Source organism: Pelagicoccus mobilis, from assembly GCF_016595505.1.
Lineage (GTDB): Bacteria > Verrucomicrobiota > Verrucomicrobiia > Opitutales > Opitutaceae > Pelagicoccus > Pelagicoccus mobilis.
The window spans coordinates 1-13,652 of sequence record NZ_JAENIL010000019.1; the positions used below are offsets into that span (position 1 = coordinate 1).

At 53.5% G+C, this 13,652-nt stretch carries 11 protein-coding genes; 3 read left to right on the plus strand and 8 right to left on the minus strand.

What is annotated here, in order from left to right:
- Positions 1 to 18: 18 nt before the first annotated feature.
- Together JIN87_RS11470 and eno are read right to left on the minus strand one after the other, a co-directional pair.
- Positions 19 to 819: a helix-turn-helix domain-containing protein gene (locus JIN87_RS11470; protein WP_200355704.1), complete on the minus strand. Its 801-nt coding sequence runs from the start codon at positions 817 to 819 to the stop codon at positions 19 to 21.
- Between the two features lie 201 nt (positions 820 to 1,020).
- A complete protein-coding gene (eno, locus tag JIN87_RS11475) occupies positions 1,021 to 2,310 on the minus strand; it encodes a phosphopyruvate hydratase (protein WP_200355705.1) in 1,290 nt (429 codons plus the stop codon).
- 404 nt (positions 2,311 to 2,714) lie between these two features.
- Here eno and JIN87_RS11480 point away from each other — a divergent pair, with 404 nt between their 5' ends.
- The 3 genes from JIN87_RS11480 to JIN87_RS11490 are packed head-to-tail and all read left to right on the plus strand — an operon-like array spanning position 2,715 to position 7,005.
- Entirely contained in the window at positions 2,715 to 3,689 is a 975-nt protein-coding gene (locus JIN87_RS11480) for an AAA family ATPase (RefSeq protein WP_234033361.1), read from the plus strand.
- 6 nt (positions 3,690 to 3,695) lie between these two features.
- The gene (locus tag JIN87_RS11485) at positions 3,696 to 4,826 is read left to right on the plus strand and encodes a DUF58 domain-containing protein (RefSeq protein ID WP_200355706.1); all 1,131 of its coding nucleotides are present in this window, start codon (positions 3,696 to 3,698) and stop codon (positions 4,824 to 4,826) included.
- On the plus strand, positions 4,801 to 7,005 hold the full coding sequence (locus JIN87_RS11490) for a transglutaminase TgpA family protein (protein ID WP_200355707.1): 2,205 nt from the start codon (positions 4,801 to 4,803) through the stop codon (positions 7,003 to 7,005). Before JIN87_RS11485 ends, JIN87_RS11490 begins: the two co-directional genes overlap by 26 nt.
- Here the strand turns inward: JIN87_RS11490 and JIN87_RS11495 are convergent.
- The 6 genes from JIN87_RS11495 to rpoD all read right to left on the minus strand — a co-directional run bounded on the left by JIN87_RS11495 (position 6,980) and on the right by rpoD (position 13,645).
- The gene (locus tag JIN87_RS11495; RefSeq protein WP_200355708.1) at positions 6,980 to 8,932 is read right to left on the minus strand and encodes a penicillin-binding transpeptidase domain-containing protein; all 1,953 of its coding nucleotides are present in this window, start codon (positions 8,930 to 8,932) and stop codon (positions 6,980 to 6,982) included. The genes JIN87_RS11490 and JIN87_RS11495 overlap by 26 nt on opposite strands.
- The gene (locus JIN87_RS11500) at positions 8,929 to 9,465 is read right to left on the minus strand and encodes a hypothetical protein (protein ID WP_200355709.1); all 537 of its coding nucleotides are present in this window, start codon (positions 9,463 to 9,465) and stop codon (positions 8,929 to 8,931) included. The genes JIN87_RS11495 and JIN87_RS11500 overlap by 4 nt, the downstream gene beginning before the upstream one ends.
- Complete coding sequence (gene mreC, locus JIN87_RS11505) at positions 9,462 to 10,304, minus strand: rod shape-determining protein MreC (RefSeq protein ID WP_200355710.1); 843 nt, start codon at positions 10,302 to 10,304, stop codon at positions 9,462 to 9,464. The genes JIN87_RS11500 and mreC overlap by 4 nt, the downstream gene beginning before the upstream one ends.
- A 42-nt stretch (positions 10,305 to 10,346) precedes the next feature.
- On the minus strand, positions 10,347 to 11,378 hold the full coding sequence (locus JIN87_RS11510) for a rod shape-determining protein (RefSeq protein WP_200355711.1): 1,032 nt from the start codon (positions 11,376 to 11,378) through the stop codon (positions 10,347 to 10,349).
- 201 nt (positions 11,379 to 11,579) lie between these two features.
- Positions 11,580 to 11,843, minus strand: coding sequence for a Sec-independent protein translocase subunit TatA/TatB (locus JIN87_RS11515; protein WP_200355712.1), 264 nt, complete (start codon positions 11,841 to 11,843; stop codon positions 11,580 to 11,582).
- A 71-nt stretch (positions 11,844 to 11,914) separates the two neighbouring features.
- Entirely contained in the window at positions 11,915 to 13,645 is a 1,731-nt protein-coding gene (gene rpoD / locus JIN87_RS28765) for an RNA polymerase sigma factor RpoD (RefSeq protein WP_200355713.1), read from the minus strand.
- Between the last annotated feature and the right edge of the window lie 7 nt (positions 13,646 to 13,652).

The window sequence follows — 13,652 nt, forward strand, 5'->3', positions numbered from 1 at the left end:
GGCCGCTTCCCGCAAAAGTTAGATAGTCCTTCCAACCCTAAGGCTCTCTGGTGTTTGTCCGAGGCGTTTTTGGAATAGTTGGCGGAAGAAGGAGAAGTCGTCGTAGCCGAGGTTTATGGCGATTTCCTCGATGGGTAGGCTGGATTGCTGGATTTTGCGTTTGGCTTCCTCCATTCGTCTGCGAATGACATAGTGGATTGGGGGCTCGCTGGTCATACGCTTGAAGGAGCGGGCAAAGCTTGTGGCGGACATCTTCGCTTCGGCGGCGAGATCGGCGATCGTCCATTTGCGGGCGAGGTCGTTTTCGATGGCGTACAGTGCTTCGTAGGCGTTTGGATCGAAGTTGCCAGCGTTGTGGTTGGCTTCGGAGACGATAAGGCGGATGAGCATCCTTATGGCATCGTCAAAGAGGGCGTCCTGGGGCTCGCGGGAGGCAACCAGTTCGGCCAGTGTTTCGAGATTGCGGGCGTTGTGGATGAATAGACTTTCGTAGTTGATGTCTTCTTCTTCCTCTTGGGCTTTGGGGACTGTATTCAGATTCTCGAACTGGGCGAGGAAGAGAAAGAGCGGGTAGGATGGATTTTGCTGGGCTTCTATTTTAGCTCCTGGTTTGAGGAAAAAGCAGAGGCCTTGACGGAGATCGATGGGGGTGCCGTCGACGGTGAGCTTTCCTCGGCCATCGAGTATCAAAAGGATGGCGTGCCCTGGGAGGGAGTCTACTCTCCAGCTCCAAATGGGTTCGCAACGGTAGAGGATTGGGGCGGAAGTAAGCTCTAGTTTGCCGCGATCGAGAATCGACTGGAGAGAGGTCGAGGGCATTGGTGGAAAGAGTAGGGAGAGGATGGGGGATGTCTATGAGGAAGTTGAAGAGGTCGCACGGTGCTTTAGCCCGCGTCTGAATTTGTTTGATCCTGCATTGCGGTCGCGGGCTGAAGCACCGCGCTACGTTTTGGCACGAAAAAGCCCGACGCCGGGAGGCGTCGGGCTTGGAAATGATGACGTATGGAAACGCGGATACGACTAGAAGCCGTACTGCGCGTTTTCGCCGAGCTGCTCTTCGATGCGGAGGAGCTGGTTGTACTTAGCGATACGGTCGGAGCGGCTGAGTGAACCAGTCTTGATCTGGCCGGAGTTTGTTGCAACGGCGAGGTCAGCGATGGTCGCGTCTTCCGTTTCACCGGAACGGTGAGAAGTCACGGAAGTGTAGCCTGCACGGTGAGCCATCTCGATCGCGTCGAGAGTTTCGGTGAGGGAGCCGATTTGGTTAACCTTGATGAGGATGGAGTTACCTGCGCCGAGCTCGATGCCCTTGGAGAGGTAGTCAACGTTGGTTACGAAGAGGTCGTCACCTACGAGCTGAACCTTGTCGCCGATAACCTTAGTTACTGCAACCCAGCCATCCCAGTCGTTTTCGTCCATGCCGTCTTCGATGGAGTCGATCGGGTACTTTTCGCAGAGCTCTGCGAGGTATGCTGCTTGCTCGTCGGAGTTGCGCTTCGCACCGCCTTCGCCTTCGAACTTAGCGTAGTCGTATACGCCGTTCTCGAAGAACTCGGAAGATGCACAGTCGAGAGCGATAGAAACTTCGCCGCCGTCTTCCTTGCGACCTGGCTTGTAGCCAGCGTCCTTAACCGCTTGGATGATGGAGTCGAGAGCGTCTTCTGTACCTTCGAGAGTTGGGGCGAAACCACCTTCGTCACCAACAGCTGTGGAGAGACCGCGCTTCTTGAAGATCGCCTTGAGGGCGTGGAAAACTTCAGCACCCATGCGGAGACCTTCCTTGAAAGAAGGAGCGCCAACTGGACGGATCATGAACTCCTGGAACGCGATTGGAGCGTCAGAGTGAGAACCGCCGTTGATGATGTTCATCATTGGGACTGGGAGAGTCTTAGCGTTTGGTCCGCCGATGTACTGGTAAAGTTCGAGGCCAGAAGCTTGAGCAGCTGCCTTAGCAGTCGCGAGAGAAACACCGAGGATCGCGTTCGCGCCGAGCTTGCTCTTGGTCTTTGTGCCGTCGAGCTCGATCATCGCCTTGTCGATTGCGACTTGATCGCAAGCGTCCATGCCTTCGAGTTCTGGGAGGATGAGCTTGTGGATGTTGTCAACGGCCTTGCTGACACCCTTTCCGAGGTAACGGTCCTTGTCGCCGTCGCGGAGCTCGAGAGCTTCGTGCTCGCCAGTGCTGGCGCCAGATGGTACGGCCGCGCGGCCGACGATTCCAGAAGCGAGTACTACGTCGACTTCGACTGTTGGGTTGCCGCGTGAGTCGAGGATCTCACGTGCGTTGATGTCTATGATATCAGTCGTCATTTTCTTTTGTGATATTTAACGATTCTTTCGCCGGGTAGTCCCGACGAACGGGCTGGAACTTATGACCGTGCTTTCGAGAAATGCAAGGCTGGGGAGTGCAACAATCACTCGCAGGTATTTTTTTCTGAGAATTAGGTGATTTCAGAGGGAGATCGTCGGATTTCATGAAGTGAAATTCATGCAAAGGATTAGCGGGAGCTCGCGTTTTTCTGGGAATGTGGCAGCTTGGGTTTGCCTGCGCGGCGAGCTGAGGATTCGGCAGACTGATTGAGGGGGAGCTACTTGGAGGTGTACGGAAGGGAGCGGGGCGAATTGGTCTGAGGAATGTGTAAATTTCGATACGTAGATGCCGATATAGAGGACGACTTTTCTGCCTTATCTAAATTGTTATTCCCTAGGAGCTTATGATGAGTGAATTTCTTCCCACAAACGCCTTAAGCGAGTCTCGCAAGACTCTCGACCGTCTTCGCGAGGTGATGCGCTCCCGGATCAAGGGCAAGGAAGACGTTATCGATCAAGCGCTTATCTGTTTAGCTGCGGGGGGGCACATTTTGATCGAGGATCTCCCGGGGGTCGGAAAAACGACGCTTGCCTACTGTTTAGCGAAGGCGATGCGCACTGATTTTAAGCGAATCCAGTTCACCAGTGACCTGCTGCCAACGGATGTGACTGGGGTTTCTATCTACGACGAGCGGGATCGGGAGTTTCATTTCAAGCAAGGGCCGATTTTCTCGAACATCGTTCTCGCAGACGAAATCAACCGTGCGACGCCAAAGACCCAGTCCAGCCTTTTGGAAGTCATGGACCACGGAAAAGTCTCGATCGATGGTGGCACGTATGAGGTGGGGTCGCCCTTTATGGTGATCGCGACTCAGAATCCGGTCGACTACGAGGGCACGTTCCCGCTTCCGGAAAGCCAGATGGACCGCTTCCTGATGCGTTTGCAGATGGGGTATCCCGACCCGGAGCATGAGCTGGCGATTTTGGCTGAAGAATCGCAGAGCTACGATGAACTCGAAATCGAAGATGCGGTTGAGCCAGCGGCTATCGAAGCGATGCAGAAGGCTGTTTCCAAGGTGTATCTTGAACAGTCTATTTTGGAGTATCTTTTGAGGCTGATCACCGCGACTCGTACGGAAAGCGAATTCAAGGCCGGTGTGAGTGTGCGTGGCGGGATCGCTCTCAAGACGGCGGCTCAGGCTCGCGCTCTTTGCATGGGACGCGACTTTGTAATCCCGGAGGATGTGATGCAGGTAGCTGTCCCCGTGATGGGGCATCGTCTGAATCTCCGCCGTCCTTCTTCAGACGCTCTGGAGGAACGCCGTATGGTGGAGGGGATTTTGACCCGTTTGCTGAACGCTATTCCACAACCTAAGTAGGCTCGTATGGCGACTCAGGTTGCAGAGGAGCGATTTGATTGGCGGGGCCCGGCGGTTTCTAAAAAGCGTCGCTCGTTGTTTCGGCTATTCACGGAGACTTTCGTGCCACCTCGTGGGCACAAGGTCGTCCCGACGGGTTCAGGGCTTTTGCTGATTTTTATTGGGCTTACGATTGGGTTGGCTGCCTACAACACCGTGAACAACATTCTGTTTGCTGCACTAGCCTTGCTGATCTCAGCTTTGATTTTGAGCGGTGTGATATGTTGGGGAAACTTGCGCTGCGCACGTTGGCGTCTGGAGACGAGTTCGACCTTTAGAGTGGGCGAAGAAGGAAGCGTATCGGTTGTCATTGAAAATGCCCGACAACGGTTTCCGTTGTTTTGCGTCTCCTTTGGTTTGGAAACGGAAGCTGTGGATAAAAAACGTCGGCTTTACATGAAGGAGCGACTCGATCCAGGCGAAGAAACCTCGCTCGAGTGGAGGTTTAAACCGGTGCGCCGCATGAAAACTTTGGTGCGGATCGAGAATGCGGTTTCCAATTTTCCATTTGGTTTTTTGTCGAAATATCTGCCTGGTGAATGCGAAGCTGAGATCCATGTGTGGCCCAAGCGGATATCGTATACGCGCTATCGAAATTCCGAACTCGCAGGTTCGTACCAAGGCAAAAGCAGTAAGAAGCAAGGCGTCTCCGGAGAGTTGATCGGGCTTCGCCAGTACGAGAAGGGGGACGCTCTTCGTTCTATCCATTGGAAAGTATCCGCAAAGCAAGGACGTCTGATCGTGAAGCAAAACGCGAGCGAGACTCAGGCTTTGTTCGATCTAGTCGTGGATCCAGCCGCCTTTCTTTGGAAGGACTACGAGAGTTTCGATAAAATGTGTTCGTTCGCTGCGAGTTTGGCTGAGGATCTGTTTCTCGAGAGTAAGATAGAGAATTGTTATATTGTTGGCGGTCCTAGCATACGAATTCAGAGAGTTCCGGACTTAGAAGCGTTTTTTGACGCTCTGGCGGAGCTGACTATCAACAACGGGGATTTCGATCAGCAAGAAGTTAGCGGGCGTAATCGAATCTGTTTTCAGCCAATTCAAGGTGGAGGGGTAGGAGCTTTCGTGAATGAAATCCAAGTCGCACAGGCATAGTCTTGAGGATTTGCTCGCCCTAAAGTGGATGCTTGGGGCTTTGATGGGGCTTATCTGTATCACCACGCTGTTCAATATTAGCGGTCATGGTAAAACGCCTGCTTTGATTGCTTCTTCAGTTGTGATCCTAGCTTTGATCAAACCATCGTGGATCGCTCGAGTGCCTCAAATTGTTTGGAAGGTTTATGCGGTCGCCATTATTCCGCTGGTGCTGGTGGATGTGTTGGCGAAGGACACGATACCAGCTCTCCTGCACCTTAACACGTGGCTCATCCTGTTTCGCTGCTTGAATCACAATAAGCGGCGGGAGGAAATGCAGTTGGCGTTGCTATGTCTATTCTTGATTATCATGACAGGCATTCTGACGGCTACGCTGGTATTTGGTTTGCAACTACTGGCGTTTGCCGGAGTCGCTATTGGCTATTTGGTCGTAAACACTTCGATCGAAACCAAGGCGGAAGGTGATTACGCTCGTCTGGAGGAGTTGAGAAAAAAGTCAGATCTGAACTTCATAAGGTCTTTGAAATCGGTCGTCTCGACTCGTTTCGTCTTTTTAGGAGTTTCGATTTTCTCGTCGATGGTTTTCGTGGCTGCAATTGTGTTTATTGCGATTCCTCGGATAGATATCGAAGACAAGGTTAGTCTGTTTAAGATGAAGTCTAAGCAGACGCTTTCTGGTTTCAGTGATCGCGTTCAGCTGGGGGAAGTCACAAACATAAAGAACGACGAGACTGTTGCTCTGCGTGTGGATGTTCCTGAAGACGCGATAGTGCCACTGACGCCTTACTGGCGAATGCTCGCGCTGGACGAATACCAGGAGGGAGGGTTCAAGCTCTCCGATAACTTGAGTGAATTGCAAAAGAGCCCCTTGGCGTCGCCGTATCATGCAATCCGTTACTGGCCAGATCGTCGATTCGCACAATCTCCTAGCACTGAAAATCGAGACCGTTGGACATTCTTTTTGGAACCGGAGGTAAGTAAGTATCTGCCGACTATCGGTACCTTCAAGCACATGACGGTATCGAATCTCACTGAGATCTCGATTGGTCCGCACATGCATTCTATTTCTTTGAAGGACATCAATTCCAAGATGATCTCCTATCAAATTGAAGGGGTTGATTTGTCTGGAACTGTGCCAGATGTGCCTGCCAATTCGTATCCTAAATTCCTTACGGAGTCTCTCGCTGGCGATAAATTAGAAGCTCGGGTGGAATACCCGGAAACCTTGTTGGCTCTGCCGGAGGAAGACGAGGCCGTGCAGGTCTTTAGGCGCGCGGCCATGAAGGTTACGAATGGAAAGACGCTGGAGCCGTTGGCTTTTGCGAGAAAGGCTTTGAGCCAGATGTGGGAAATGCATCACTATTCTATGTCCGTTTCGCTACCAAAGATTGAGGACGTTAAGGATCCTGTGGCGCGGTGGTTTGAATCCGACCTTCCAGGGCATTGTGAGTTTTTTGCTTCTGCATTTGTGCTTACTGCTCGTGCGGCAGGGCATCCGGCTCGTGTCGTTGTTGGTTTTAAAGGCGGGAAATGGAACCCTTACGAAAAGTATTTTATGGTGAGCAACGCGGATGCTCACGCTTGGGCGGAAATTTATGATGGAGTTGGAAGTTGGATACGAGTTGACCCAACTCCAGGGTCTGAGGCTCCCGTGGTCAACCCTATGACTGAATCGGTGGTCAGCCGTTTCGGAGTCGCTGACTCTTCAGCGTTTCTAGATAGTCTCCGTTTGTTGTGGTATCGAAGGATCGTGAACTTCGATGAGGACGCGCAAAAAGAAGCGGCGATTCAATTGAAGGATTTCTTTCTCGCTTATATCTCCGTAGCTGAACAGTGGGCTAAGAAAACTGGTGAATATTTGTTTCTTTGGGTGACAGCTCCTTGGAGCATATGGCGAATCCTTTATATGGTTTTCTTGGCTTCTTTGCTGGTGATTGCATTTTTGATACAGCGCAACATGGCATTGAATGTTCGCGAATTGTTGTTGGCTCCCTTTAGGCGAGGTGATCCCATTCGACGAAAAGCGAGCAAGCTGCTTAGCAAAGTTTCGGAGAGACGCTGTGAGAACTTGGAGAAGAGGGCGAGCGTGGTTGCTGATCTACAACGCTTACGCTTTGGGTCGAAGGATAGTTGGCCGAACGCCCGTCTTGTATTCAGGGAAGCGAGACGCTTGCGGTAGGGCGGACTTCGAGGAGGTCTGGATTTTTCGCTACATGGGTTTCCAGCATCGCTTTGGCGATAGGGGCGGCCCAGACGCCTCCGAAGAAATCGGCGTTTAATTTTTGTCCTTCGATAATGACGGCGAGGGCAACTTGAGGGTCCTGCACCGGAGCGAACGCTACAATCCAAGCAAGTTCGATCTTGCCGCCTTCTTTGGCTACTTCAGCGGTGCCAGTTTTAGCCGCGATCGAAAGTCCTGGGACTGCGATCCGGCGGCTGCTTCCGAGTTGCGCGGAAGCGATCATTCCTTTGACGAGAATGGAGTGCTGTTCTGTGCTCAAGCCTGTCGGTTTTGGGGGCGGGCGTTCGGCTGCTTGTTGCGGGCTGAGTCTGAGGATGCTCGGTTTGGTAACGATTTGATTGCGAGCGATGCCTGCTGCAAAGGTTGCCATCTGGAGGGGCGTTACGCGGATGAACCCTTGGCCGATAGAGAAGTTGGTGGTGTCGCCATGGTACCAGCCTTGTTTGAAGCGATTCCTTTTCCAGTCGCGAGTGGGGATGATCATGCGGCCTGTTTCGTGGGGAAGGTCGATACCCGTTTTATTGGCCAGTCCCATGTAGATCGCTTCGCGGCTCAAATTGTCGATACCGGTTTCGAGGCCGGTTTGAAAGAAATAGACGTTACAACTGTCGCGAATGCCTTCCCATAGGATCTCCTCCTTGTGTCCTGAGCGTTTCGCGCAGTATTGGATCATGCCGGACTTGTGGCGAAAATGCCCGGGACAGAAGTGCATGGTTTCGGCGTGGGCAGTGTTCGCTTTCAGAGCGGCGGTGGAGGTAACGAGCTTGAATGGCGAGCCTGGCGGGTAGAGGCCTTGGATCGCTCGGTTTTGCAATCCTCCATTTTCGTTCATTTTCTTCCACGTTTCGTTGCTGATGAACGGGGTGGTGTCGTTCAGGTCGTAGTCCGGCTTGCTTACCATGGCGAGGACTTCAAGCGTGTTGACGTCCAGCATCACGGCCGCGCCGATGTGGTCCATCATGGTGTCGGTTTCGCGATCGTGGTATTTGAATGCTTGTTCTGCCGCCCTTTGGATGTCGATGTCTAGGGAGAGCTGGATGTCGCGGCCTTTGGTCGGGTAGCGACGTTCTTTGCTTTCGACTTGGAAGCCGTAGGGATCTACGACCCAGATCTCTGTGCCCATCTCGCCTTGGAGAATTTCATCGAACTGTTTTTCAACTCCAGCGCGTCCGAAGGTCCCTTTTTCAGCGAAGGTGGTGAGGTCCTCGCCGGGAAGACCTGCGTCAGGGGTTAGGATCGTGGAGGAAACGTATCCAAGAGTGTGAGACGCGGTGGCCTCGTAGGGGTAGTTGCGCTGGTTGGAGACGTAAACTTGAACAGGGGATTCTACGGGGAGTGATTCTAGCAGGACGGCAAACTCTTCGCGAGTCAGGTCATCGATGATGGGAAATGGAAGCAGCGGGTTGTAGTTGAGGTGGGCGGAGACCTTTTCGACGTTTACAGTCTCTTCGAGTCCGAGCATGCGGTTGACGTCGTCCAAGTACGTTTGGATGACGTTGGCTCGTGCCATTTTCTGGAGCATGCCGGTCTGGTAGCTTTCGCCTCGCGCTCGGTAGTCACGTACGAGGACGCGGTACTCTTGGCGGAATGCGGAACGTACGCCTGAGTCGGAAAGGTAGACGACGGCGGAGAATTTGGGCTTGTTGCCGACCAGTAGGCGTCCTTCTCGATCATAGATGTTGCCACGTGGGGCGGGAGTGACGATTCGGCGGTGGTTCTGAACTTTTACGCGTTCGGAAAATTCGTCGCTCTCGAAAAGTTGACGGTAGCCGACTCCTACGAGGAGGGTCCCGATCATTAGCACGAGGAGCCCGTAGAATAGGAGCAGCCGCCCCTGGTATTTCATTTTCTCTTCTGCCTTCATCGAGCTTCTCGTTGTTCTTCAGCCAGATTGATTCCGAAGATCGATAGTACGCCGGTTTGGGTATCGAAGAAAATCCGGTTGAATAGCGTTACGACAAGGGTACTGGCCAAAAGATTCATTGAGAGCGGGACGAAATGGAGGGATTCGATACCTAAATAGCGAATGGCTCCAAATGTGTAAGCAGCGAATGCTCCGATATTTAGCAGGATGGAGGTGGCGAGGGCTGATGCGGTGACTTCTCGTCTTACACGAGAGCGTAGAATGTGGGCGATGGTAAAGAGGGTTAGGCAAGCGATGAGATTGTAGCCGAAGGGAAAGGGGGTTTTGCTATCGATGATCAAGCAGATCGGGGCTATGGAGAGGACGCCCTGAGAGTAGCTTAGTTCCAGGGCGCTAAAGGATAGTAGCATGCCGATGAGAAATAGCTGAACGCCAACGGATGAAAGATAGTGGTTTGCTTGCCCGAGGAAGAATAGGAGCACGAAGTGCCCGGTAGCTACGAGGATCCAGCGGTTTTTGGAAAGGCTGATCATTGCTCCGGTTCGGGGGGGATTTGGATCATGACCGCGACCTCTGTTAGGGACGCGAGGCGGGCGTCGAGTTCGACTTCGCCGTCGTAGAACATTCCGCCCGCTCCTTGGCGAAGGCGTCGCAATTCTCCTACCTTGAGGCCGGCAGGGTAGACTCCACCCATCCCGGAGGTTATGAGGACGGGACGGTTTTCTGTATCGGCGATTTGGATATCGGTTGGAATGAACTCGGCGAGTCCGACGGGTTGGGCGAAGGATTCGGAACCGCCGCCGCGGTAGCTCATGGGGCGATTGTCGCCATCTATGACGACGGCGAGGCGAAGGTGGTTGTTGCTGATCAGGTCGACGACGGAGGTGTAGGCGTGGACCTCGCTGACTCTGCCGACTACGCCGCCTACGAAAACGACGGGAGCTCCAACCGGGATGCCGTAGTCTTTGCCTTTTCGGATGATGATCCGTTGCCACCAGGCGTTGAAGTCGCGTTCTACGACTCGGGCGATCTCGTATTGGTAGTCGGGGCGTGAGGGTAGTTGCAGGAGGTTTTCCAGTCGGGCGATCTCGGCCTGCCAAGTCTGATTTTCAAGAGCGGCGATTTGGTAGCCGGCGTTGAGGCGGGCTAGGCTTTGCCCGGCTTCATAGAGTTCGTTCTTGGACTTGGTTCTTGCGGACCAAAAGTCTTGAAGGTCGCGAACGTAGGAGCTTGTGAGCGAGACTGGCGCTTGAAATTCGTAGAAGCCTTTTTTGGCAAAAGACTTGAATACGACGGGGAGTAAAAGCCACGCCATGGTTGCGACTCCAAGGACGATGAGGGGCTTGAACTGGGAAAGTCGCTTCTTGTACAAGGATCAGTCCTTCGCAGGAGGGTGGCGGGGCGTTTTGCCTTCCTAGTCCTTAGCGTTGCTGGTGACGTAAGGGAGGAGGTCGTTGAGTTCTGCGAGTACGGCGCCGGTGCCGTTTGCAACCGCTGAAAGTGGATCGTCGGCGATGGTGACTGGCAGTCCTGTGCGCTCGCAAAGGAGTCGGTCGACTCCGCGAAGGAGCGCGCCGCCGCCCGCTAGAACGAATCCGCGGTCGACGAGGTCGGCTGAAAGTTCAGGTGGGCAGCGTTCGAGGGCGCTACGGACGGCTTCAGTGATGGCACTGACTGTATCGGAAAGCGCTTCGCGGATTTCCTGGGATGAAATCATAATGGTCTTAGGGAGACCCGCTACTGAGTCGCGACCTTTCACCTCGATCGTCATTTCCTCGTCGAGCGTGTTTGCTGAACCGACTCGGAGCTTGATCTCTTCTCCGGTGCGTTCCCCGATGAGGAGGTTGTAGGCACGCTTCATGTAGTTGATGATTGCCGCGTCCAGTTCGTCACCGCCTACACGAATGCTTCGAGCGTAGACCACGCCTGCGAGCGAGATGATCGCGACTTCCGTAGTACCACCGCCGATATCTACGATCATGTTTGCGGCTGGCTCTTCGACGGGGAGACCTACGCCGATGGCAGCGGCCATGGGCTCTTCCAAGAGCATGACTTCGCGGGCGCCGGCGTGAGTGGCAGACTCCTTCACGGCTCGCTTTTCCACCTCGGTAATGCCGGAGGGGATTGCAATGACAACGCGAGGCGGAATGATTTTCGCAGTCTGCACCTTCTTGATGAAGTAGCGGAGCATGGCCTCGGTGATGTCGAAATCGGCGATGACGCCATCCTTCATTGGGCGGATCGCAGTGATGTTGCCCGGAGTACGTCCGAGCATCTTTTTCGCCTCGTCACCAACTGCCAAAACGCGACGCGTGGCACTGTGGATGGCGACCACGCTCGGCTCTCGTAGGACGATACCTTTGTCCTTGGAATAGACCAAGGTATTCGCAGTACCTAAGTCGATGCCGATGTCGTTGGAGAAGAGACCGAGAAGATTACGCCACATGGATAGCTAAGATGCTCAATAAAAGGACGTTTTGAAGCAAGTGGCTAATTGCCCCCTAGGCAAACGCAAATTTCTCAGGATCAAGGGTATTTTTTACTTTTGCCGGAAAATCGGAGGATTCTGGCGGTGTAAGCGCAAAAAAGCCGGTTTCCTTTTGGGGAGACCGGCTTGAAATGCGTAGTTAAGATTCGGAGACGCGGCTTAGGCCTTGTTTTCCGAGGAGGTGTTCTCCTTTTGGGTGACCTGCTTGGGAGCTGTATTTTGCGGCTCTTCCTCGATCGCACTGCGAACTTCGTCCTCGATATTGCTGGTGGCCTTCTTGAACTCCTTGATCGACTTGCCGACTCCGCGAGCGAGCTCTGGAAGTTTTTTGGCGCCAAATAGGAGAATGAAGATTACGATGACGATCGTGATCTCCGGCCAACCCATGTTCATGAATCCGAGTACTGCGTTAGTTGCTTGCATCTGTAAGTTGTTTGAATCGTTGCGGCTGCGCTCTGTAAAGCTAGAAGCGTACTGTATACGCCTGAAACACTTTAGTCCTTAGCGTCCTTTCCTCCTTCTTCGGAGCCGGAGAGGAAAGTATTCGGGCCGTCGAACTGCTCGTTTTCGAAGAAGCCGTGCAGCTGGCGGATACGGGTCGGGTGACGCATCTTGCGAAGCGCCTTCGCCTCGATTTGGCGGATACGCTCGCGGGTCACCTTGAACTGCTTGCCCACTTCCTCGAGGGTGCGGCTGTAGCCGTCCACGAGTCCGAAGCGGAGTGAAAGCACGCGTCGTTCGCGCTCGGTGAGAGAGTCGAGAACGTCGATGATCTTTTCGCGCAAGAGGCTGAAAGCAGTTTGGTCGTAAGGGTTTTCGGCGGATTTGTCTTCGATGAAGTCGCCAAAATTGGTGTCGTCGCCGTCGCCGACTGGGCTTTGGAGCGAAATCGGCTGCTGAGCCATCTTCATGATGGTCTGTACGCGTTCGACTGGGAGCGCCATTTCTTCGGCTACTTCCTCTGGAGTTGGCTCGTGGCCGTACTCTTGGAGAAGCTGCTTCTGGACCTGCATGACCTTGTTGAGGGTTTCGATCATGTGGACCGGAATGCGAATGGTACGCGCTTGGTCTGCGATCGAACGAGTGATGGCCTGACGGATCCACCAAGTGGCGTAAGTGGAGAACTTGTAGCCGCGACGGTACTCGAACTTCTCGACCGCCTTCATGAGACCCATGTTGCCTTCTTGGATGAGGTCGAGGAAGGAGAGTCCGCGATTGGTGTACTTCTTGGCGATGGAGATCACGAGGCGGAGGTTGGCCTCTACCATCTCGGTTTTCGCCTTGTGAGCCGCCTTGAGGTGCTTGCGCACGGCGGAAATTAGGTTCAACAGCTTTTCCGGCTCGATGCGGTAGGTGTTGTGCAGGATCTCGAGTTCCTCTTGGAGGGGCTCGGTCTTGATCAGCGTATCAGCCGTGGTCTTGGGCTTTTTGGCCCGATCGAGCTTACGGTAGATCGCGTTGATGCGGGAGAGGTCCTTGCTGATTTCTTCGTCGATGTATTCTTCGAAGACCTTGAGTTTGAAGAAAAATTTCGGGAAGTAGGCGCGAAGCGTGTTTTCCTGCTTACGGAAGCGGGAGCGGATCTTCTTTTTGGCTTCCGCGTCGGTCTCTTCCATGAGCTCTTCCCAAGTGGTCATCATGCGACCGTAGGTCTTTTGGCTCTTCTCGACGTTGATTGGGAGCTCCTGAAAGTAGGTTTCGCGGTTTTCGATCTTCTTATCGATAACGATGCGATCGAAGCGTTCTTCGCGGTTTAGAAGCTTTTCGGCGAGGTCGATGGTGAATTCCGCCATGATGCCGACGGAGAAAAGCTCTTCTTGGGCTTTTTGCTCGGCGTTTTCGATGCGCTTGGAAATTTCGACTTCTTGTTCGCGAGTGAGCAGGGGCACTTGTCCCATCTGCTTGAGGTACATTCGGACGGGGTCGTCCAGGATGTCGTGCTGGCTCGCCTTGGTCTGCTCCTCTTCTGCTTCTTCCTGCTTGGCTTTGAAGTTGTCTACTTCTTCGGGATCGAGGATGTCGATTTCGAGGTTTTGCAGGATGGAGATGACGTTATCGATATCGTCTTGGCTATCGACTCCTTCGGGAAGCGCTTCGTTGATGTCGCTGTGCGTGAGATAGCCTTGCTCCTTCGACTGACGAATCAGGTAGCGGATACGCTCGTTTACCTGCTGCTTGTTGAGGCTAGCATTGTTTTCTTCTTCGCTTTTCTTCTTGCGTGGCATGTGGCTG